The sequence below is a fragment of the Verrucomicrobiia bacterium genome, from assembly GCA_036268055.1.
Lineage (GTDB): Bacteria > Verrucomicrobiota > Verrucomicrobiia > Limisphaerales > Pedosphaeraceae > DATAUW01.
In genome coordinates this window covers 61316-82966 of record DATAUW010000018.1, presented here as the reverse complement: position 1 = coordinate 82966, position 21651 = coordinate 61316, and the positions used below count along the sequence as shown (strand labels likewise).

Below are 21651 nucleotides of genomic sequence, written 5' to 3'. Positions count from 1 at the left end.
ATGGGCGCTCCCTCTTTGGCATCGTTGGTTGGATTTGAACGCAAGCTCGTCGTGGGGGTCGGCGGGTTGGCAGTTTCAAATAACCAGAACCTCGTGCTCTCGACGTATTCGCTGGGCTCGTGTTTGGGCATCAGCATTTACGATCCGGTATCGCGCGCGGGTGGATTATTGCACGCCATGTTGCCCAATTCGTCCATCAATCCGCAGAAGGCCACCGAGCAACCCGCGATGTTCGTGGACACGGGCATCTCCGCGCTCTTTCGCGCGGCGTATGAATTGCGCGCGCAAAAACATCGCGTGCAAATCTGCGTGGCGGGCGGTGCGCAATTTCTCGACAAGAGCGGCTTCTTCAACATCGGCCAGCGCAATTATTCCTGCCTGCGCGAACTGCTGGCGGAACATGGATTGATGGTGCAGGCGGAAGATGTCGGCGGTCTCGTGAGCCGCACGGTGCATTTAAATTTGGGAACCGGTGAAGTGCGTTTGAAAGCCTCCGGTGGCAACGATGAACGAACCCTTTTCCAAGGCTGAACATGCGCTTGCTCGACGATTATATCAGTCAGGTTAAAACTTTGCCGCCCGCACCGCGCGTGCTCACGCAACTGCTCGGGTTGCTCAAGGAGAATGACGTGGATTCCCAGCGCATCGTGGACCTCATCACTTACGACCCGGCGTTGACGGCGAAAGTTTTGCAACGCTGCAACAATGCCGCCGTCGGCCTGCCCGAGCAGGTAGATAATCTTTCTCACGCGGTCACGCGTCTGGGTTTCAACGAAATTTATCGCCTCGTCGCGGTCGTTGTCGGCAAGGGCACGCTCGGCACGGCGCAGCAAGGCTACGGGATGTTGACGGGAGAATTGTGGCGTCACTCGGTCGTGACGGCGGTGGCGGCGAAAGTTTTGTCGCACGCACTGGATCAGGATGAAAATCTCGCGTTCACAGCGGCGCTGTTGCATGACATCGGCAAGCTCGTGCTCAGTCCGGCGGTGGCCAATTCCTATCCCGGCATGGCGCGGGCGATTGGGATTGCCGGCCACTCTTTTCTGGAAGCGGAAAAATCAGTCATTGGTGTCGAACATGCGGAAGTGGGCGGACGGCTGTTGGCGCAATGGAATTTTCCCGAGAATCTAGTTCAAGCTGTGTGGCATCACCATGATCCCGTTCAGGCTCGACCTTACGAACAACTGGCAGCGTGCGTGTATCTCGCCGACATGATCGCGCATTTCATGGGCCACGGCCACGGGCTGCTGGCCCACGCGGTCCGTGGACGCGCCGAGGCGCTGGAAATTCTCGAGATCAGCCCGCGCGAAATCGAAAGTTTTATTATCGAAACCGACACCGCGTTGAAGGCGGCAAATTGGTTCAGCACGAGGGAGCCATGAATACGAAACCCATTCGACTTCTCGTGGTGGACGATTCCGCGCTCGCGCGAAAAATCATCACCACCAGTCTCGCGCCGTTTCGCGAAATAGAAATTGTCGGCACGGCGATGGACCCGTACGCCGCCCGCGAAAAAATTCTGGCGCTCAATCCCGACGTGGTGACGCTGGACATTGAAATGCCGCGCATGGATGGCCTCACGTTCCTGAAGGTCATCATGAAACACCGGCCTATGCCCGTGATCATCATGAGTTCGCTGACGACGGCGGGCTCGCAAAAGGCACTTGAAGCCCTGCAAGCAGGCGCGGTGGATGTGATGGAAAAACCCGGTGGCGCTTATTCCGCTCACGCGGACGGCACGCGGCTCGCGGAGAAAATCGCCGCCGCCGCCAACGCGCGCATTCATGTGCCTTCAGGCGAAACCACTTTCATCCGCCGTCCAATCGTACAACGCGCTCCCGCCGTGGAAGCCGATGCGCAAGTTGTCTCGTCGCGAAAAATTATTTTGTTCGGCGCTTCGACCGGTGGAACGGAAGCGCTAAAGAAAGTTTTAATGTCCATGCGCGGAGATTTGCCGGGCATCTGCATCGTGCAACACATTCCGGCGAATTTCTCCAAGGCATTTGCCGATCGCTTAAACCAGATTTGCCCGATGGAAGTTCGTGAAGCCCGTGACGGCGATGTGGTGAAACCCGGGCTCGCGCTGATCGCGCCCGGAGGATTTCACATGCTCCTGAAGTGGCGGGGCAATCATTACAAGATCGAATTGAGCCAGGGCCCAGCGGTTCACCATCAGCGTCCGGCGGTGGATATTTTATTCGACTCGGCCGTTCGCGCGGGCGCGGGCGCGGAAACGGTGGCGGCGGTGTTGACCGGCATGGGAGCCGATGGCGCGGCGGGACTTTTAAGATTGCGCGAAACGGGGGCGCGAACCATCGCGCAGGACGAGGAGACTTCGGTGGTGTTTGGGATGCCGCGCGAAGCCATCCGCCTCGGCGCCGCGCAACAGGTGTTGCCCCTGGAGCGGATCGCGCCGCGCGTGGAACAAATGATTTCTGAAACCCCGGCGCTTGCGCGTCCGGCCCATTCACCGGCTGAAGACCAGCGGATACCTGAAAGAGAATCCACCCATTCGGCAATCAACAATATTCGAACATCAAATTTATGAGCAAACAAACGGAACAAATTGAAGCGTGGACGCGCCAGGCGGTACCCGAGGTTTTCCTGGGCATGCTGTCCATGGAATTAAGCGCAGACGCCCCCGCGCCTTTGCCGCTGGATGCGGCGGGCCAGATCATCGGCTCGGTGGGATTCACCGGCGAGGCCACGGGCATCATTTATCTCTACGCGGGCGTGACGTTCGCGAAGGTGATCACGGGGCGCATGCTCGGCATCGAAGAGGCGGAAGTGGACCCGGGCGACATGGTGAACGACGCCATTGGCGAACTGAGCAACATGGTCGTGGGCTTCGTGAAATCGCGCCTGTGCGACGCGGGCTCGGCCTGCACGCTGACGATTCCGTCGGTCGTGCGCGGACAGCAACTGAGCGTGGAAGGCTCATCGCAAGTGTCGCGAAGAGTCGTTGGATTTCGCAGCGGACAACATCAACTGGTAGCGGAAGTTTTAGTGAAAGAATCGTAAAGGAAAAAGATATGAGCATAAAAATTTTGACCGTGGATGACAGCAAGACCATTCGCCTGATCGTGGCGAAGGCCTTCAAGCCCTATGATTGCATGGTGCTGGAAGCAGACAATGGCGTGGTGGGATTGGCAGTCGCCAGCCGCGAAAAACCGGACGTGATCCTGCTGGATTACACCATGCCCGTGATGGACGGGTTCGAGGTGCTGGCGCGCCTGCGTTCCGACCCCGATCTCAAGGCCACACCCGTCATCATGCTCACCGCTGAAGCGGGGCGCGAGACGGTGGTGAAAATCGCCAAACTCGGCGTGCGCGATTATTTGATCAAGCCGTTCAAGGGCGAGTTGTTGATCGAGCGCGTGGGCCGGGTGGTGACGTTGAAATCGAAAACCAGCGCCGTGGAAAAAGCCCGGCGTTATGATGATCCCCTCAACATCCTTGTGGTGGATGACAAGCCCGCCATTGCTGGGCAAATCAAAACCGCGCTCGAAGGCATGCCGTGGAAAGTGACGAGCGCCGACCAGCCCGGGCAGGCGCTGGACGTTTGCATGGAACAAGGCGTTGACCTCGTGCTCGCGAGCCTGACACTGCCCAATGACGGCGCGTATATGCTGTTTCAGAATTTGCGCGGCTACACCAACACGGCGTCCATTCCCATGCTGGGACTTTGCGTCAAGACCGCGGCGGCTGAGCAGACGCGCGCGCAACAGGCGGGCTTCGGCGGCGTGATCACCAAGCCGATTGATCCCGAGGAATTGAAGACCAAAGTGTGCCGGACACTGCGGCTGGAAACTTCCTACAAATATTTTCAGCAGAAGGACAGTTGGCTGACACTGACACTGCCCAAGGACGTTCATCCGGGCGTGGTGCATGAAGTGTCGAAACGGTTGAGCGACCAGCTCGCCGGAACTGTGGATGCCGGCGGCAATAAGCTGATCGTGGACTTGAGCCAATCGGAATCCGTCACGCTGCCAACGATTGAGTTGGTGCTCTCGGCGATCCAGGCGTGCAGCAAACTCGCCATCCGCCATGTCATCGTTGGCTCGGACGCGATGGTGAACCAATGCCGCGGCTATGAGGAAACGCAATCGTGGCAGTTCGCCCACAGCTTCGACGACGCGCTGGCGCTCTTGAAATAATCGCAGAACCTACTGGAACATTATGATGGAAACGATGAACGCAAAACTGCCGGCGGATTTTGATACCTTGAAGGAAATCGCCGGATTGAGCCAAGTGCAGAAACTGGCCCGGTTGTTGTTGATGTTGAGCGCGGACAACGCCACGCACATCATGAAGCAACTGGAGGAGGACGAACTCGAAGCGGTTTCATCGGAGATGTTGAAAGTCACCACCATCAGCCAGGAAATGCAGAACGAAATCCTGCGGGAATTTGCGCCACTGGCTGTGACGGCGGCGACGGCGATCACCGGCGGAGTGGAGCAAGTCCAAAACCTTCTCGATAAATCTGTGGGTCTGTTGCGGGCGTCGAACATCATCGGACGCGTCTCGCCTTTGCGCGCGCCGGTGGCGGCGATGCAGCAAATTGTTGAGATGGACCCGCGGCATTTGTTGAATTTGCTGCGTCACGAACAACTGCAAACCACAGCGTTGGTGGCGAGTTATCTAAGCAAGGAGAAGGCTTCGCAATTATTGACGCTGATGCGCCCGGAATTGCGCGAGCAAGTCATCGAACGCCTGGCGACGATGACCTCGACTTCGATCGAAGTGGTGGAAAGCGTGGCCGAAGCGTTGCAACGCAAGATCGGCAATAACCGGGCGCGCGCATTGAGCCAGACGGGGGGCGTCAAGGCGGCGGCGCAGTTGCTGAACGCGCTGCCAAAAGACGTCAGCAAATCCATCCTGGTTTCATTGCGCGAACGCAATTCGGATTTGGCGGAGTCGGTTTCCAAAAAAATGTTCACGTTCGAGGAACTGGAAAAACTCGACATCAAGGCGCTGCAAAAGATTTTGCAAACGGTGGATGTGCGGACGTTGACCGTCGCGCTCAAGACCGCCGGCGAAGGCCTCAAAGCGAAGCTGCTCTCGTGCATCTCAAAACGCGCCGCCGACAACGTGCGGGAGGAAATCAATTTCATGGGGCCGCTCAAGTTGAGCGAAATTGATGCCGCGCGCTCGCAGATTATTGACGTCGTCAAGCAGCTTGAAGGCGATGGCGAAATTGATCTCGACGACATGCGCCAAGGCTCGCGCGTTTAAATTCCGAATTCATTGAATTATGCCCGCATCCACCAATCCTATTCCAATCGGCGACACGGTTTCGCAATCCGAGATCGAAAAACTTTTGGCGCAGATGAGCGGCGGCGAACTGCCCGTGGTTGAACCGGGCGCGACCACGCCGCAAGCCGCGGGCGCGCGCGATTTTTTGCAGCGGCATGATTTTCCCCAGCTATCCTTTTTCACACCGGCGGAACTGCGAAAATTGCGCGTGCGGCACGAGGAATTTATCCATTCGCTCGCGGCGCGGCTTTCGATTCGCTTCGGCGCGGAAGTGTCGCTACAAATGGCGAAGCTGGAGACGATCCCGTTCCAGGCATTCATTGATGCGCTGGCCAATCCGACGCATCTGACCGTCTTGAAACTGGAACCGTTGCTGGGAAATTGTCTGCTGGATATTCCACTGCGGTTGGGATTGTGCATCGTGGACCGGGAACTGGGTGGCACGGGCGTGTGGCAGGATGAACCGCGCGAGTTGACGAAGATGGAGTCGGGCCTGCTTTCGCGAGTGGTGGAAAATATCCTGAGCGAGTGGTGCGGCGTGTGGAGTGATTTGCTGGACTTGAGGCCGGTGTTGATCGGTTGCGAAAGCAACGGACGTTTCCTGCAAACCTGTCCGCCCGCCACGATGATGCTGGTGCTGGGAATGGAATTGCAAATGGGTCCGATTGTTGAGCAGATGCAACTGGGATTGCCCTACCCCACCCTTGAACCGTTGATTGCCAAATTGAATGTCGTCATGGAAGCGGGGAATAAACCAGCTGTCGCCCTTGTGGCCAAACCCGTCAAGTGGAACCCCGCGCTGGACGATATGGAATTACGAGTCACGGCGGAATTGCCCGACGTCGAAGTAAGCGCACGCCGCCTGGCGGATTTGAAAGCGGGCGACGTCATTTCCATTCGCACGGAGAAAGTGCGCCAGGTGCAGTTGTGCCTGAGTGGAATGGCGAAGTTCACCGCGGAACTCGGATTGCACGGCGAGCAATGGGCGGTGAAAATTCATCAGGTTCAGAAAAACACCAAATAATATTTTATGAGCGATTCAACCGTTTGCCCTCCCAATTTGGATAATATCCTCGACCTGCCCGTGATGCTTACCGTGGAACTCGGCTCTTGCCGCAAAACCACCCGTGAATTGCTTGGGCTGGGACTCGGCTCGGTGGTTGAGTTGGACCCGCGCGAAGGCCGGGAGGTAGATATATATGCGGGGCCAAAATTAGTCGCACGCGGCCAGATAGTGGTCGCGGAGGAATCACTGGCTGTCAAAGTGATCGAGGTTTTCGGCGGGAAGTGACGTGAGACATTTGGACAATCGCCATTGAGATTGCCGAAACGGTTTCACGAGCGCAAAGTCGGTTGATGACCTTTCCCCGGGAACTTTTGCTGTGCCTTGCCGCCGCGCGCCGCGTGACGATTTTGACCGGCGCGGGGGTATCGGCTGAAAGCGGTGTGCCGACTTTCCGCGATGCACAAACTGGACTCTGGGCGAAATATCGCGCGGAAGACCTGGCAACTCCCCGGGCGTTTCGCAGCAATCCGAAACTTGTCTGGGAGTGGTACGCGTGGCGCCGGGAATTGGTTTCGAAGGCCAAACCGAATCCGGCGCACGACACGCTCGCGGCGATGGAAACATATTTCCCGGAGTTCAATCTCATCACTCAAAATGTGGACGGATTGCATCAACGCGCCGGGAGCCGCAAAGTGATCGAGTTGCACGGCAACATCGCGCGCACAAAATGTTTCAACGAAGGCACCATTATTTCACAGTGGCCGGACACCGGGGATGTTCCCCCGAAATGCCAGAATTGCGGGGGTCCACTGCGGCCAGATGTGGTGTGGTTCGAGGAGTCGCTGCCTCAAACCGAAATACACGCGGCCCATCTGGCCAGCGCCAGTTGTGACGTTTTCCTTTCCATCGGAACTTCTGCGCTTGTCTATCCCGCAGCTGCGTTGCCACTTGAAGCATTGCAAAACGGGGCCCTCCTCGTGGAAATCAATCCGCAGCCCACGCCACTGACGAAGCACGCAAGTTTTGTTTTGTCGAGTGCCGCGGGCCTGGCGCTTCCGGAATTATTCGCCGGTATAAAAAAATTGCGCGAGGTCTAAGAGAGAATCTTAGTTCGGAAGCCGCGTTGCTTTGAAGGAGTGATTGTGCAACCGTTGGATATGGCTGTTTCTGATATTGGCCAAATGGCTTTCGAGCTGCCGCCTGAGGAACGGCTTGAATTGGCGCGTCGGCTTGTAGAAAGCGTGGTCTCCCCGGATTCTCTTACGCAAGCGCTTACCGAAGGCATTCGCCGCATTGAGGATGTTGCCACCGGGCGCATTCAGGGATTGACGGAAGAAGAATATCGCGCTGCTCTTGAATGACCGTACGGTCATCCCCAGCCACTCCCATCCGCTCACATGGCTGACCCGGTTTCAAAAATCATCGGGATAAAATATTTTCATAAAAAGTAAATCTCGCGTATCAATCAGTGTCGTTCTAAATTTTTTGCGTTCGCAGGGAAAAATCCTAAACCCTTAAAATTGCAACCGGAGTTTTTATGTCCAATGACATCACGAAACCTATGACAACTGATACTGAACAACTCGCGCAGGAAGCCGCCGGCCTTTTTCTCAAAGCTTTCGGAAATAATCCCGGCTTTCGGATGGCTCACGCCAAGGGAATTGTTTGCGAGGGCGTTTTTGAACCGGCTCCTACTGCCTCAGCGGTGAGCCGGGCGGTGCATTTTAGCCAGTCTGTTCCGGTCGTCGTCCGTTTCTCGGACGCCACAGGAGTTCCGCAGATTCCTGACGGCGATCCCAATTCCAATCCGAAGGGCATGGCCATTCGATTCAAGCTTCCCGGCGGCGGCATCGCTGACATCGTCTCCAACGGCCAGAATGGATTTCCGGCGGGGACACCGGCGGATTTTGTCGCGTTCCTCGGCAGCTTTTTGGCGAGCGGACCCGATACTCCGAAACCGACGCCGTTCGAGAAGTTTCTTGCCGCGCATCCGAACACGATGCGGTTCCTTTCCACGCCGAATCCGCAGCCAGCCAGCTTTGCCACCTACACTTATTTCGGCAACAACTCGTTCGTATTCGTGAACGCAGCCGGGCAGCGGCAGACCACTCGCTATCAAATTGTCCCGCTTGCGGGAGAGCAGCATTTAGACCCGGCAAGCGCGGCGGCCAAGTCCCCGAATTTTCTCATGGATGAACTTAAGGAACGCATCGGCAAAGCGCCGGTGGAATTCCGGCTCCAAGTCCAAATCGCTGGGCCCAATGATCCGACGAACGACGCCACGCTCGTTTGGCCGGATGATTGCCAGAAGGTCGTGCTCGGGACCATTCGATTGAATGCGATTGATTCCAAGAGCGCAGAAACCGAGCGGGCGATGATCTATGATCCCACGCATTTGACGGATGGCATTGAATTGTCGGACGACCCGCTTCCGGCTTTTCGCGCACAGGTTTACTCGATCTCGTACGCGCGGCGGCAAGCCGGGCGTGGTTGAACATGCCATCCAATCCAACCGAGGCGGCGTTCGCTGGGGTTATCTCCTGAACATGCCTTGTGAAGATTGGATTGGGTAATGGTGGGCCCAGTCGGATTTGAACCAACGACCAAGCGATTATGAGTCGCCTGCTCTAACCGCTGAGCTATGGGCCCACTAAAATCTAATAAAAGGACGCGGTCCGAAATCCGCGCGCCGTTGCCAGCACCAACTGATCTTTATCTCCTGACACAAAAATATCAGGATTGACTTGCTCCAGAATTGCAACATGCAACGCATCGGCACTGCGAGCTTTAAATTTTGCCCCAAATGCGGCGCTGATTTGATGGGCGTCTTTGAGCACCTCGTCCCAATTCACCGCCGCCAATTCAAAGGGCCCGTTATTTAACAAATGAGAAAAAAATAGCGTCGCAGAGCCTCAATCAATTCCGGTTTCGGCGGGTGCGGGCGGAGACATAAATCGCGCAGTGTGTTGATGGTTTCAAACCGGCTCCAGTCCGAGATCACGAAATCGTCGGCCTGATGTTTCACGAACCAAGCACGCGCTTTGGCATTCAGGGGGTCGGGCCGATACAACCATGAAACCAAAAATGAGGCGTCGGGATAGATGGTCATTGCCGCAAATCCCGCAGGGCGGCCAGAGTGTCCTGGGCAGGCGCATTTTTACAGATCCGGTCGAGTTCCCCGTGGATTTGCGACGCGGTCAGGCGCGTGCGTTTGCGGCGGGAAACCACCAGCGGTTCTTTGCCGTCTTCCAGTTGCAACGATTGTCCCGGCTTTAAATGAGAAGCCAGCGATGGGTTGCGAACTAATTCCCGTTTTGATACGGTCTTCATGCTGACAAATATGTCAGCTTTACCGGGGATTTGCAAGTTAATAGCGGCGAACGCCTGGTTGCCTGATGCTGACATGAAAGCCAAGGCGATGGATGTTCTTTCGCACTTCGGGGCGGCACTTCTTCAAAGCGAATTTAAATTTTTCCGGCCACGAACTTCGATTGACTGCGGTTGTGGAAATCGGCGAGTATTTTGGTTGAACTCCTCTTGCTGATGAAGGCCATATTTTATTTTGGGTTAAGTCGAATTTTCTTGGCTCGCGTGATTTGTGTTGTTGCGTTGGTTCTGGTTGCTTCGGCGAATTTATTGAGGGCGGGTGAGGCGCGGGTTCGGGAATTGCCGTATCCGCCGAGTTCGCTGATCAAAAGCGTTTCGTGGGAGTGGGAGACTTATCGCTGGGCGGCTCCGGGGAGTGATCTTTGGCCGGTCACTTGGGGGCCGGATAATAACTTGTATCTCGCGTGGGGTGATGGCGGCGGGTTTGGCGGTTCGGACCAGGATGGGCGCGTGGGTTTGGGTTTTGCGCGGCTGGAAGGTTCGCCGGAGGATTTCCGCGGGTTCAATGTCAACGGCGGAAAGAATCCGGAGAATCCAACGGCTTTTCCGAAAAAGGGGAAAACCGGTGGGATACTTTTTGACGAGGGGGTTCTTTATGCGCTGGTCAATCTTCAGGACGGAACGTGGCCAGATGTCACGCATGTGCTCGCGTGGTCCACGAATAGGGGGGCGGCCTGGACGCGTTGTGAGTGGGTGTTTCCCAAGGGAACGAATCGTTTTCAGCCGGCAAGATTTATCAATTTTGGAAAGGATGGTTCGGGTGTGCCGGTGTCGCTGAAGGATTATATTTATTTTTACGGGGTGAAGATCGGGCCGGAAAATTCTCACACGAATCTTTATCTGGCACGAGCGCCGCGCGGGAAGATCCGCGAGCGCGAGGCGATTCAATTTTTTACCGGTCGTGGCGCGAAAGGCCAGCCTGTGTGGGACCAGGATTTCGCAATGGCTGGTCCGATATTTACGGATGCGAATGGCTCGGCGCCGGCGGGGATGAATTATGATCCGGGGTTGAAGCGATATTTGCTGGCGTGTTTTCACGAAGGGCCGGGGCAGTTGGGTCTTTTTGAAGCGCGCGAGCCGTGGGGTCCGTGGTCAACGGTGGCGTATTATAATAATTGGGCCGGGATGGGCGCGGCGGGTGAAGGTCTCACGTGCGAATTTCCGGAGAAATGGATGAGTGCGGACGGCGCGACGGTGTGGGCGGTGTTCAGCGCGTATGGCGATGGCGGGAAGCAAGGTCTCAGGGCGCATGACCGGTTTAATGTGGTCAAAGTTATTTTTTCAATCGCGCGGTAAAGCGTTAAGAATCTTTGTCAGTCTCAAATTATTTTGTCCGAATGATAAGCCCTTTAGTTTATAAGCGTTTGACGATTGGTTTGGGTGTTTTTTGCGCTGTACTGATGGTGATGTATGGATACCTTTTTTGGAGTTATGGATGGCTCAACATTCGTGTCGCATTTGCGGATGATCAGACGCAGATTTTTGAGGACGCGTGGAAACATGCGATGCAAAGCGATCCCGCAGGCGCGATTGAAGGGCTCAAAGAGGTAATCAATTATTATCCATCGGGCAGCAAGCAACAGGAAGGATCGCGACTGGATCGGGTTGTGGAACGTGCCAGGACTAACGCGGAGCAGGAAATCATCGCACATCTTCGCGCAAAAACGGGTGAGGATTTAGGGGAACAACCTGCGCCTTGGATACAGAAGTATGGGAAGCATTAGGCGTTTCTCGTTCGCCTGCCGCCAGTTGCGCTGGTTTGTGATTATTGCAAAATCATGCATTTTTGACGTCATCATGGGCTGAAAACCAGCGGGGAATTAGATTGTAATAAAGGGGGCTTTCTGCCATGTTTCCTTGCGTAAATTCCGATAGGTGTCGTGAAGATCAATAAATATAGCGCGGTTTTTTGTGGGTTGTTGCTTGCGTTGGGCTTGGTGGCTCAGGCGCAGGATACGACTTATATCTGGACTGGCGGCGCACCGGGTTATTCGGGGACCATTGTTTTGGATTCGCCGGAGTCCAGCCACGGCACTTTGGCGGATATCATTTCGATTGAGATTTACACACCGCGCTTCGGGCCACTGAGCATGAATCTTTCTTCCGGAAGTGTTTTCCTGACGGACCCGACGTTCACGTGGAATCCGGATCACATCACGGAGATGTTCATCGCGGGCCTTTCGACAGCGCCTTTTGGAAATATTTTCGTGACGGAAAATTCGGGCGGCGGCAACGACCTGAGTTTGCGGAGCCTCTTATACAATCAGTATGATGTGGATACTTTGGGATCGTGGGATGCGGAATCCTTGATTCCCGCGCCGGATGCGACGGGAACTTTCGGGTTGCTGGGTTTTGTGGTTGTGGGAATGAGTGTGGTGTCGCGAAGGCTTTGCGTCCATGAAGCTTGACGGCGCTTACTTCCGACTAAGTGCTTGAGTCAAGTAATTGCCAGATCCGCTTCGAGAGGCTTGTCTTTTTTGAAGCGGCTTACCCCCAAAATGCTAAAGCCGATGACGTGGCCTTGAGCGTCCACGCGTTCCATGACGGCGTCGTGTTGCGATTCCTGCATGTAACCAACAGCATCCGAAAACCTGACTTCAAGAAAATCAGCTTCGGCGTCGAACCAGACTTTTATTTTTTCGCCCATAAATCTTCTCCGGCTTTCGGTTTGTCCGTCAGGTAGGCAGTTACCACAAATGCGTCATTCTCTACATACTTAACCACAATACAGAGCCATTTGCCACCAACAATTGTTTGCGCGTAAAACTCATAAAATAGCCGCACGGCAGTATCCGCGCGCGACCTTCGCACAAATTGAGGCTGGCGCAAAATTCGTCCAATTTCTGCGGCCATGTCTTGCATTTCCTTGTGTTCCAAAATATGGCCCAGCCGCTCGTCGGTGAGCCGCACTTTGTTATCGAAACAATCTTGGAACATTTTCATCTGGCAGCGCCGGGATTGTTATCATCAAGCATTCACGGCTCAAAGAAATAAATACGGCACGGAATTTGTCAGGAATAAAAAAGCACGCTATCACCGAAGCGTCGAATTCTTACCTTCCGTTTTACTCGTATCGGGAAAGTTGCGATGGTTACACTCTACTCCACTGGTTCAAATTCCAGGAACCCCTGCAACTGGCGGATGCGCGTGGGGTGGCGCATTTTTCGGAGGGCTTTGGCTTCGATCTGGCGGATGCGTTCGCGGGTGACGTTGAATTGGCGGCCGACTTCTTCAAGAGTGCGCGCGCAGCCATCGGCGAGGCCGAAGCGGAGTTCCAAAACTTTGCGTTCGCGCTGGGTCAAGCTCGACAGGACGTTGCCGAGTTTGTCTTTCAAGATGGTGAAGCTTGTCAGTTCGGAGGGATTCTCCGTGCTTTTATCTTCGATGAAATCGCCGAAGCTGGCGTCGTCGCCATCGCCGACGGGTGACTGGAGGGAGATGGGTTGTTGCGCCATCTTGAGCACGGCGCGGACGCGTTCGGCGGGGAGTTGCATTTCCTCGGCGAGTTCCTCGGCGGTGGGCTCGCGGCCAAAATCCTGGATGAGCCGTTTCTGCACGCGCATCAATTTATTGATGGTCTCGATCATGTGGACCGGGATGCGGATGGTGCGGGCCTGATCAGCTATGGCGCGGGTGATGGCCTGGCGAATCCACCAGGTGGCGTAGGTGGAAAATTTATAGCCGCGGCGATACTCGAATTTCTCGACGGCTTTCATCAGGCCCATGTTGCCTTCCTGGATGAGATCGAGAAACGAGAGGCCGCGATTGGTGTAGCGCTTGGCGATGGAGATGACGAGGCGGAGGTTGGCTTCCACCATTTCGGTCTTGGCCTGCAGCGCGCGGGCGGCATGGCGGCGGAGATTGCCATGCGCCTGCAAATAGTCCGCACTGGGCAGACGGATGAAATTTTCGAGCGCGCGAAGTTTCTGTTGCTCGAACTGGATCGCGGCGCCGCTTTGCGCAAAATGATCGGTCTGGCCCCACGTCTCGATGATGCCGAGGCTCAGAAGAATTTTGTCGTGGATATTTTCCGCAACGAGCGTCATCTCCTCGATGACTTTGTGTTTGTAATAAAATTTGACGAAGAGGGCGCGCAGTTTTTTATCAACCTGGCGGAAAGCTTCGAGGCGCGCTTCGCGTTCGGCGGCATCGGTGACCGATTGCCAGGCGGCGAATTTTTCGTCCACGTCCTGATCGAGAACTTGCGCGCGCTTGATGAGTTTGCGGAGGTCCTTGAGATGCTTTTCGCGGCCTTCGATTTTTTTATCTACGACAACGCGGTCGAAGCGTTCCTTGGGCGGCTCGGACAAAAGTTTTTCGGCGAGCGCGATGTGTTCCTTCCCGGCGAAGCCGAAACTGCACACGGTTTCGCGCACGGCGGTTTCGGCTGCCTCGATGCGTTGCGAGATCTCGACTTCCTGTTCGCGCGTGAGCAACGGAATGTTGCCCATTTGCTTGAGATACATGCGGACGGGATCATCGAGAATATCGAGGCGCGCTCTTTCGTCTTCCGGTTCGATCTCGGCGGTCTTGACGCGATCCACTTCGGCCTGATCCACGATGTCCACCTCGAGACCGCGAAGCTGTTGATAAATATCGTCGAGGACTTCGGGCGCGATGATGCTGGAGGGCAGCGCGTCGTGGATATCGCCGTAGGTGAGGTGGCCCTGCTCTTGCGCGAGGCGGACGAGTTCCTTGATCTTCTCGGCGATGTCGGCGGGCGACGGCATCGCGACAGATTCAGGAACGGCGGCGTTTAATGATTTAGCGGCGGCTGGTGACATGGGAAAAACTTCTGAATGATTCGGCTGTTGCAAAGGAGTGGCGAGCGGTGGGAATCAAAGAACGTCGAGACAGATTTTCCGCTGGCTGGAGCGTTTTTACCCGCGCTCGCAGTTGAAGCTGTTCGAGCCTTCAATTTCTCGTTGGTCACCATGCTGTACTACACCCTCACATAGTTTATCACAGGTTGGCAAGTCAAGCAGGGAAAATATTTTATAAAGTGAATTTAATTTTTTCGCAAAGGGATTGGAATTGCGCGTCGAAAATTTCTTGCGTTTTGCCGGAATTATTTTATCCAGCGTGGGCGGTTTGCGGCATTTTAATTTATTGAAGAAATCGGAGCACGTGTTTGATGAATTGATCGGGGGCGTCGGCGTGGACCCAATGGCCGGCTTCGGAAATGGTTTTGACGGTTGTGCAGGGAAATAATTGGTGGATGAGCGGAACATCGGCTTCGCTAAGATAATCGGAGCGTCCGCCTTTGAGAAATAACACGGGGCCGACGAAGGCCGGGCCGGGTTCGAGGGCGGCGTTGAGGGAATCGTAATTCGCGCGAATGGCGGGGAGGTTGAGTTTCCAACGGAATGCGCCGGTGTCGTCGCGCGAAATATTTTTGAGCAGGAATTGGCGCGTGGGCGCGTCGGGAATGGCGGGCGTGAGGGCTCCGGCGATTTGATTGCGGTCGCGATAGGCGGTGAGGTCGAGCGATGCTAGCGCGGCAAAAATATGCAGGTGCGCGGGCGCATAAGCCCGGGGCGCGATGTCCACGACGATCAATTTTTCGACCAGTTGCGGATGACGCAAGGCGAAGTGCATGGCGGTTTTGCCGCCCATGGAGTGGCCGAGAACATGCGCGCGGGGGAGTTGATGTTCCGCCATGAAATCGCGGAGGTCATCGGCCATGACGGCGTAATTAAATTCGTCGCTGTGCGGGGAGCGTCCGTGATTGCGCTGGTCAATGGTGAAGACTTGAAAGTTTTCGCCGAGGATGCGGCCGACGGTTTGCCAGTTGTCGAGCGAGCCGAACAGGCCGTGGAGGATGATCAACGGAAGGCCGCTGCCGTGGCGTTGAAAGTTCAGATTGCGCACGCTGGATCGCGCAGGATCGTTTTATTTTGAGCTGTCGCCAGGAGGAAGTTTGCGGCGGGCGAGGGAGCTTTCGAGATAGGTATCTTCGGGCGCGGATTGCCAGGCGGCGTACCAGAAATCACCGAGCATTTGGCCGCCGAGGACGAGTTGTTTATCGAGAAAAGCTTTGCCGTCCGCGCCGGCTACGCCTCCGCCGAAAAGTTTGCCGGCTTTGTCGAGTTCGTAGAGCGGGACGACTTCTTTGTTTACGTTGACAATGTAGGTGAGGATTTGTTTGAAGGTATCGCCGGTGGTCATATTTAGTTCGGTGGCGGGTAATTCAGCGGTGTGGATGCGGGCTTTGAGTTCGTTGAAGCCGGCGGGACTTAGTTCGCGGAAATAGCCGTCAACGCGGCCGTGGATTTTGGTGTCGGTTGAATACTGCTGCGGATTTTCACCGACCCAACCGTGATGGTGCATGGTGGTGTGAAGCGGTTGCGCGGCGTCCCCGATGTAATGGCCCATCACGCCCATGATGTAGATGATATTTTCCTGGGCGTTTTTGATTTCCTCGGGCGTGCCGCCTTTTTCAAAGGCTTTCAGGTAGGAAAAACCGGATTTGAGTTTGTCGAAATTTTCCATGATCGCCCACGGGAGGAAGCCGACGAGTTGGCGGGTGTGGTCGGAATTTCTTTCGGGATCAATGGGCGGGAACTTGTCGGGATGCATGGCGCGCGCGACGGCGAGTTCGGCGGCAAAGTCGTAGCGAAAATGGGTGAGCTTATTTACGTCAATGCCGTAAGCGGGCAACTCGTCCATGTCTATGTAATGATCGGGGCCGTTGTAATGGGTGAGGTCGGGGGTGTTGCGCCAGCGGTCGGGTTCGCCGGCGAGAAAGGCGATGCGTTCGCGGGCTTGGGGAGTCAGGACGAAGGCGGGAAAATTCGTGGGCAGCGAGGCGAGGGCGAGTTGATTGACGAAACGATGGCCCTCGTAGTCCCAGGCGCGGCAAACATTTTGAGTGAGGCAGATCGCGGTGAAGATTCCAGCGAAAAGGCTGAATGATTTTTTCATGGTTTGAACTATCATCAAATTTAGACCACTGTAACGGCGCAGGCGAAAAAGGCAACTGATGAAAGAATCAGCGGCGCATTTATAAAAAACTAATACGGGTGCGTAGTTATTCCAACGGAGACAGCGATGAAACTAATCACGGACGAGCGGTGCATGGAGTATTCGGCGGCGGGACATCCTGAACGGCCTTCGCGGATTCGCGGGACGCTGGCGAAATTGCGGGAGCAAAAGGAATTGCCGATTGCGTGGGGCAAGCCGTGGCCGGTGGAGGAGGAAATTATTTTGCGGGCGCATTCGGCGGCGCACGTGGCGCGGGTGGATGCGGGCGAGAAATTCGATTCGGATACGCCGAATTATCCGAAGATCGCGGAGCACGCGCGGCGGTCGGTGGGGGGCGCGCTGGCGGCGCTGATGGCGGCGCGGGCGGGCGAGACGGCGATGAGTTTGATGCGGCCGCCGGGGCATCATGCGACGCGGGAGCAGGCGATGGGATTTTGTTATTTCAATTCGATCGCGATTGCGGCGTTGCACGCGCTGGCGACGGGGGCGAAACGGGTGGCGGTTTATGATTTTGACGTGCATCACGGGAATGGGACGGAGGCGATTTTAGCGAATGTGCCGGGCGCGGCATTTTTTTCGATTCACCAATCGCCATGTTATCCGGGAACGGGACGCGCGGACGTGGGGAAAAATTGTTTCAACTTTCCCGTCGCGCCGAAGACGCCGCGAGAGGAGTATCGAAAAATTTTGGCGAAGGCGCTGGAGGGGGTGAAGAAATTCATGCCGGATTTGGTGGGGGTGTCGGCGGGATTTGACGCATACGCGCGAGATCCGCTGGCGCAGGAGACGCTGGAGGCGGAGGATTATTTTTGGATGGGCGCGGAGATAAAAAAATTGGGCGTGCCGGTGTTTAGCGTGTTAGAAGGGGGTTACAGCGATGACTTACCGGAGTTAGTATTTGCGTATCTCAAAGGGCTGGCGGGTTGAGCTTGAGCAGATTAATGGTTCGTATTTTCCAGCGCCCTTAATGTCCGCCAACCCTCCGGGTTGAAGAGAGATGCATTCACGGGCATATGTGGGTAATGTGGATTATCTTTTTTTTGAGTCATGGAATAAGTCGCGAGCGGCAATCTTTTTTTATGTTGCTGCGGGTCATAGACCCGCGGTCCGGTGGGAGGGGTGCAGTTAGTTGAGCTTGAATGCGGAGTTACTAACAGGTAGTTGAATGCCGATGATATTTTCGTTGAAGCTCGGCGATGGGACGGTGGATGCGGTGGTTCACCAAAACAAGGGGCCGCTGCCGACGATGATCAATGTGCATGACGATGAGGATGTGTCCGTGGCGGCGGGCAAGGCGAATATTGCCGAGTTCGGCGGGCGTGTGATCGAACTGGTGCATTCGGGGGAGCGGTTGATCACGTTCTCGCTGGGCGGGCAAACATTTTCGTTTGATCCGAATCGAATTTTTTCGGACGCAGGCATCGCGGCGACGCTTACGAAGCATAGTGTGAATGCGCCAGAAGCGGCGGCGGCGATCAAGGCGTTCGCGGCGGAATATCTGCGGGTTTTGGCGTTGGAAAAGGAGCCGGTGATTATCGCGTTGCACAATACGATAGATGGAACTTTTTCGGTGGAGAGTTTTGGGCCGAATGGGCTTTTGAAATCGGAGGCGGCGTTGACGCATATCAGCAGTAGCCGCGATAAGTTTGACTTTTTTTATGTGACGGAGGAATCGTATTTCGAATTTTTGCGCGAGCGGGAATTCAATGTTGTGTTACAGGACAACGCGAATGTGACTGAGGATGGGTCGTTGTCGGTGTTTTTTGCGAAGCGGGGGATTCCTTACATCAATGTGGAGGCGGAGATAAAAAATTTGGGGATGCAGGTGGAGATGTTACGGGCGGTGCGGGTGATGATTGGGATGTAGAGCCAAACTTAACCGCGGAGGCGCGGAGGTCCTTGCGGACGGCACTGGGGGAAAGAGTGCCGGGTGGGGTGGCGATTTGGTGTTGGGCTTTTTTTGACGCAGAGGCGCGGAGGCGCAGAGAGGACAAGGAATTAAACGGCTAATAGATGGAACACTGATTAAACACGGGTGAGGAAAACTGTTGAAACAGTTTTCTGTTTTTTGCGCCGGGCTATTCCCCCAACTGAAGTTGGGGGTTAATGAGAAGCGCTTGGTTGGTGCAAGTCCGGTTGAACTATTGTGTTTTCTTTCGTCCCTTGCGGGACTTGGTTTAACGGGGATTCTAACCCAGCAATAAATTGCTGGGCTAAGGTCGGTCGTCCCTGCGGGACTTCTGACGGCTGCGCAGCAGCGCAGCCCTACCGTGCGCTGGATTTTCGGTCGTCCTGCGGGACTTCGGACGGCGGAGCAGCAGTTCCGCCTTACCCGTGTCCTAGATTGTCGGTTGTCCGAAGCTGGATCCCGGACGGCTGCGCGGCAACGCAGCCCTACTATGCTTTAGGATATCAATTATTCCTGCGGGACTTGGATTGAAGGGGACGAAGATTCACCTTGAAAGGAACCCAGATTTGTTTTTCTCGGTGTCTTCGCGGTTCAAATTTGGGGTTTTAAATGTGTTCGGCGATGGTGGGGGGGGCGACGTAGTTGGTTTGGAGTTCGGGGGGGAGGCCGGAGCCTTCGCGGGCGAGGGTGCGGTATTGGCGGATGTGGAAGGAGATGTCGCAGCCGTCGGAGAGTTGGAGTTGCGCGTATTCTTCCTTGGTCATGCGGGAGCGCAAGGTGAGGCCGGAGGGTAACTCGATTTCAAGTCGAAGCATGATGCCGAGGAAATAGGTGCGGCGAAGGATCGCGCGGTAGCGGTATTGCGCGAGGTCGGTGGAGATTTGCACGGCGTAGGGGCGGAAACCGATGCGGATGTTTTCGCCGTCGGGACTGCCGGGCGCGGGGAATTCGAGTTCGCCAACGCGCGCCATTTTATTTTCGACCTTGCATTCGAGCACATTCATCACGCCGATAAAGCGGGCGACGAATTCGTTCGAAGGCTGTTCGTACACTTCGCGCGGGGTGCCGATTTGCGCGAGCGCGCCGCTGGAAAAGATCACGATGCGGTCGGATACTTCCATCGCTTCCTCCTGGTCGTGGGTGACGAATAGCGTGGTCACGTTGAGGTCGTGGTGCAGGTGGACGAGCCATTCGCGAAGTTCCTGGCGGATCTTGGCGTCCACGGCGCCGAAAGGTTCGTCGAGCAGGAGCACGCTGGGCTTGGGCGCGAGGGCGCGGGCGATGGCGACCCGCTGGCGTTGGCCGCCGGAAAGCTGATGGGGATAGCGTTTCTCAAAACCTTCGAGGCCGAGAAGTTTCAGGAGGTCCATCACGCGGGCCTCGGCTTCGGCGCGCGGCCATTTTTTAATTTTGAGGCCGAAGGCGATGTTCTTGAACACGGTCATGTTTTTGAACAGCGCGTAATTTTGGAAAACGAAACCGATATTGCGTTTCTGAACGGGGATGTCGTTCACGCGCTGGCCGCGAATGAAAATATCGCCATCGGTCGGGAGTTCGAGACCGGCGATCATGCGCAGGACGGTGGTCTTGCCGCCGCCGCTGGGGCCGAGCAGCGCCATGAGTTCGCCTTCCTTTACGGAAAACGTGACATTGTTGACGGCGTTGACTTCGCCGAATTTTTTGCTGACGTGTTTGAGTTCGATGCTCATGAAGAGGCTGAATCTTTAACGGGGGCGGAGTGTAGAGGAATGATGGCTTGCTGGGCGAGTTCGTAATTTCGCTGGGTGCGCCATTCGACGTACGTTTTCAAACCGAGGGTGACGAGCGCGAGCAACGCGAGCAGGCTGGCGACGGCGAAGGCGGCGGTTTCGCCGCGGGCATCTTCATATAGACTTTCGACGCGCAGGGACATGGTTTCGGTCTGGCCCATGATGTGCGCGGAGACGACATAGACGGCGCCGAATTCGCCCATCGCGCGGGCATTGCAAAGGATGACGCCGTAAAGCAAACCCCATTTCACGGAGGGCAAGGTGACGTGCCAAAAGGTTTGCCAGCCACTCGCGCCAAGCGTGAGCGCGGCTTGTTCCTGCTCGGAACCGGTCGCCTGCATGACCGGGATAATTTCGCGCGCGACGAAGGGAAACGTCACGAAGATGGTGGCGAGGACCATGCCGGGCACGGCGAAGATGATGCGGATATTATGGTCGTCGAGCCACGCGCCAAAATAGCCTTGGAGTCCGAACAGCAAAATGAAGACGAGGCCGGAAACGACGGGTGAGACGGCGAAGGGCAAATCAATGAGGGTGATGAGAAAACTTTTGCCGCGAAATTCAAACTTGGCGATGGCCCAGGAGGCGGCGAGTCCAAAGACGAGGTTGAGCGGGACGCTGATGGCGGCGATGAGGAGGGTGAGACGAATCGCAGAAAGGGAATCGGCGGTGGTGACGGAATCGAACCAGTAATGGAGGCCTTTGGCGAAGGCCTGGACGAATACGCTGATGAGGGGCAGCAGCAGAAAGACGAGCGCGAAGGCGAGGCCGATGGTGATGAGGGTCCACTTGACGAGCGGCGATTCTTCCGCGCCGCGGCGGGAGGCGGATTGGCGGAGGTTGAGTCGGGATTTTGCGGCGCCGGGCATGGTTATGGAATTGGGTGAACCGTGGAAGAGGCTGATTTGACGCAGAGGCGCAGAGGCGCAGAGGCGCAGAGGTCCTTGCGGACGGGCACTGGGAGAGGAGTTTTTAGCCACGGATGGAACACGGAATAAACACGGTGAGATATACTGTTGAAACAGTTTTCTTTTTTTCGCGCTGGGTTATTCCCCCAACTAAAGTTGAGGGTTAATGAGAGGCGTTGGAACTGTCGTGCGGTCGTGGTTTTTTGTTGGGCGTGCCCCCTCCCCACCCCTCCCCCGCAACTGCGTTGCAGGAGAGGGAGGAGAAATCTCAGATTTCGAGGCGCAAAATTGTGGGTTGGGTTTTGTTGATGTGGGTTCGCCAATTTAACGCAGAGGCGCAGAGGCGCAGAGGCGCAGAGGTCCTTGCGGACGGCGAATGGGAGAAAAGGGAATTTTTTGTTTGGTGGTTCGGCAGCGTAGGAAAGTCTAAAG

The 21651-nt window shown here is 55.9% G+C and carries 25 protein-coding genes and 1 tRNA gene; 16 read left to right on the top strand and 10 right to left on the bottom strand.

The genetic code is table 11. The features are described 5' to 3' along the window. The 11 genes from VH413_12960 (at position 1) to VH413_12910 (ending at position 8756) form a co-directional block, all read left to right on the top strand. Positions 1-531, top strand: coding sequence for a chemotaxis protein CheD (locus VH413_12960; protein ID HEX3799601.1), 531 nt, complete (start codon positions 1-3; stop codon positions 529-531). Between the two features lie 2 nt (positions 532-533). Then, on the top strand, positions 534-1382 hold the full coding sequence (locus tag VH413_12955; protein HEX3799600.1) for an HDOD domain-containing protein: 849 nt from the start codon (positions 534-536) through the stop codon (positions 1380-1382). Continuing rightward, the gene (locus tag VH413_12950) at positions 1379-2548 is read left to right on the top strand and encodes a chemotaxis response regulator protein-glutamate methylesterase (protein HEX3799599.1); all 1170 of its coding nucleotides are present in this window, start codon (positions 1379-1381) and stop codon (positions 2546-2548) included. Before VH413_12955 ends, VH413_12950 begins: the two co-directional genes overlap by 4 nt. Next, the gene (locus tag VH413_12945; protein ID HEX3799598.1) at positions 2545-3021 is read left to right on the top strand and encodes a chemotaxis protein CheX; all 477 of its coding nucleotides are present in this window, start codon (positions 2545-2547) and stop codon (positions 3019-3021) included. Before VH413_12950 ends, VH413_12945 begins: the two co-directional genes overlap by 4 nt. Before the next feature lie 11 nt (positions 3022-3032). Continuing rightward, the gene (locus tag VH413_12940) at positions 3033-4157 is read left to right on the top strand and encodes a response regulator (GenBank protein ID HEX3799597.1); all 1125 of its coding nucleotides are present in this window, start codon (positions 3033-3035) and stop codon (positions 4155-4157) included. 22 nt (positions 4158-4179) lie between these two features. Further along, entirely contained in the window at positions 4180-5235 is a 1056-nt protein-coding gene (fliG, locus tag VH413_12935) for a flagellar motor switch protein FliG (GenBank protein ID HEX3799596.1), read from the top strand. Between the two features lie 19 nt (positions 5236-5254). After that, a complete protein-coding gene (locus tag VH413_12930; GenBank protein ID HEX3799595.1) occupies positions 5255-6280 on the top strand; it encodes a flagellar motor switch protein FliM in 1026 nt (341 codons plus the stop codon). Positions 6281-6286: 6 nt separating this feature from the next. Then, a complete protein-coding gene (locus VH413_12925) occupies positions 6287-6547 on the top strand; it encodes a FliM/FliN family flagellar motor switch protein (GenBank protein ID HEX3799594.1) in 261 nt (86 codons plus the stop codon). A 65-nt stretch (positions 6548-6612) separates the two neighbouring features. Then, positions 6613-7359 (top strand): NAD-dependent deacylase, encoded by a 747-nt coding sequence (locus VH413_12920; GenBank protein ID HEX3799593.1) that lies wholly within the window; start codon positions 6613-6615, stop codon positions 7357-7359. 60 nt (positions 7360-7419) lie between these two features. Then, complete coding sequence (locus tag VH413_12915) at positions 7420-7623, top strand: addiction module protein (GenBank protein ID HEX3799592.1); 204 nt, start codon at positions 7420-7422, stop codon at positions 7621-7623. Positions 7624-7823: 200 nt separating this feature from the next. Continuing rightward, positions 7824-8756: a catalase family peroxidase gene (locus VH413_12910; GenBank protein HEX3799591.1), complete on the top strand. Its 933-nt coding sequence runs from the start codon at positions 7824-7826 to the stop codon at positions 8754-8756. A 79-nt stretch (positions 8757-8835) separates the two neighbouring features. On the opposite strand, the gene VH413_12905 is transcribed toward VH413_12910, so the two are convergent. From VH413_12905 to VH413_12895, 3 genes are all read right to left on the bottom strand, one after another. After that, a tRNA-Ile gene (locus VH413_12905) sits at positions 8836-8911 on the bottom strand. A gap of 8 nt (positions 8912-8919) precedes the next feature. Then, positions 8920-9114 carry a hypothetical protein gene (locus tag VH413_12900; GenBank protein HEX3799590.1) on the bottom strand — a complete coding sequence of 65 codons (195 nt, stop codon included), beginning with the start codon at positions 9112-9114 and terminating at the stop codon, positions 8920-8922. 253 nt (positions 9115-9367) lie between these two features. Further along, complete coding sequence (locus VH413_12895) at positions 9368-9592, bottom strand: hypothetical protein (protein HEX3799589.1); 225 nt, start codon at positions 9590-9592, stop codon at positions 9368-9370. Positions 9593-9853: 261 nt separating this feature from the next. Between VH413_12895 and VH413_12890 the strand changes: the two genes are divergently transcribed. The 3 genes from VH413_12890 to VH413_12880 all read left to right on the top strand — a co-directional run bounded on the left by VH413_12890 (position 9854) and on the right by VH413_12880 (position 12057). Further along, positions 9854-10945, top strand: a complete 1092-nt coding sequence (locus VH413_12890; GenBank protein ID HEX3799588.1) for a DUF4185 domain-containing protein — start codon at positions 9854-9856, stop codon at positions 10943-10945. 68 nt (positions 10946-11013) lie between these two features. Further along, complete coding sequence (locus tag VH413_12885) at positions 11014-11373, top strand: hypothetical protein (GenBank protein HEX3799587.1); 360 nt, start codon at positions 11014-11016, stop codon at positions 11371-11373. Positions 11374-11529: 156 nt separating this feature from the next. After that, entirely contained in the window at positions 11530-12057 is a 528-nt protein-coding gene (locus VH413_12880) for a hypothetical protein (GenBank protein ID HEX3799586.1), read from the top strand. Between the two features lie 29 nt (positions 12058-12086). On the opposite strand, the gene VH413_12875 is transcribed toward VH413_12880, so the two are convergent. The 5 genes from VH413_12875 to VH413_12855 form a co-directional block, all read right to left on the bottom strand. Next, positions 12087-12296, bottom strand: a complete 210-nt coding sequence (locus VH413_12875) for a DUF2283 domain-containing protein (protein HEX3799585.1) — start codon at positions 12294-12296, stop codon at positions 12087-12089. Continuing rightward, entirely contained in the window at positions 12281-12559 is a 279-nt protein-coding gene (locus VH413_12870; protein HEX3799584.1) for a hypothetical protein, read from the bottom strand. Before VH413_12870 ends, VH413_12875 begins: the two co-directional genes overlap by 16 nt. A gap of 188 nt (positions 12560-12747) precedes the next feature. Beyond that, positions 12748-14433, bottom strand: coding sequence for an RNA polymerase sigma factor RpoD (gene rpoD / locus VH413_12865; protein HEX3799583.1), 1686 nt, complete (start codon positions 14431-14433; stop codon positions 12748-12750). A 322-nt stretch (positions 14434-14755) separates the two neighbouring features. Further along, positions 14756-15520 (bottom strand): alpha/beta fold hydrolase, encoded by a 765-nt coding sequence (locus VH413_12860; protein ID HEX3799582.1) that lies wholly within the window; start codon positions 15518-15520, stop codon positions 14756-14758. A 21-nt stretch (positions 15521-15541) separates the two neighbouring features. Continuing rightward, positions 15542-16573: a hypothetical protein gene (locus VH413_12855; protein ID HEX3799581.1), complete on the bottom strand. Its 1032-nt coding sequence runs from the start codon at positions 16571-16573 to the stop codon at positions 15542-15544. 126 nt (positions 16574-16699) lie between these two features. Here VH413_12855 and VH413_12850 point away from each other — a divergent pair, with 126 nt between their 5' ends. Together VH413_12850 and VH413_12845 are read left to right on the top strand one after the other, a co-directional pair. Further along, positions 16700-17560 carry a histone deacetylase gene (locus VH413_12850; protein HEX3799580.1) on the top strand — a complete coding sequence of 287 codons (861 nt, stop codon included), beginning with the start codon at positions 16700-16702 and terminating at the stop codon, positions 17558-17560. Positions 17561-17798: 238 nt separating this feature from the next. Further along, positions 17799-18500, top strand: coding sequence for a hypothetical protein (locus tag VH413_12845; GenBank protein ID HEX3799579.1), 702 nt, complete (start codon positions 17799-17801; stop codon positions 18498-18500). Between the two features lie 647 nt (positions 18501-19147). On the opposite strand, the gene VH413_12840 is transcribed toward VH413_12845, so the two are convergent. Both VH413_12840 and cysW read right to left on the bottom strand, forming a co-directional pair. Further along, complete coding sequence (locus VH413_12840) at positions 19148-20251, bottom strand: ABC transporter ATP-binding protein (protein ID HEX3799578.1); 1104 nt, start codon at positions 20249-20251, stop codon at positions 19148-19150. Further along, positions 20248-21180, bottom strand: a complete 933-nt coding sequence (gene cysW, locus VH413_12835) for a sulfate ABC transporter permease subunit CysW (GenBank protein ID HEX3799577.1) — start codon at positions 21178-21180, stop codon at positions 20248-20250. The genes VH413_12840 and cysW overlap by 4 nt, the downstream gene beginning before the upstream one ends. Between the last annotated feature and the right edge of the window lie 471 nt (positions 21181-21651).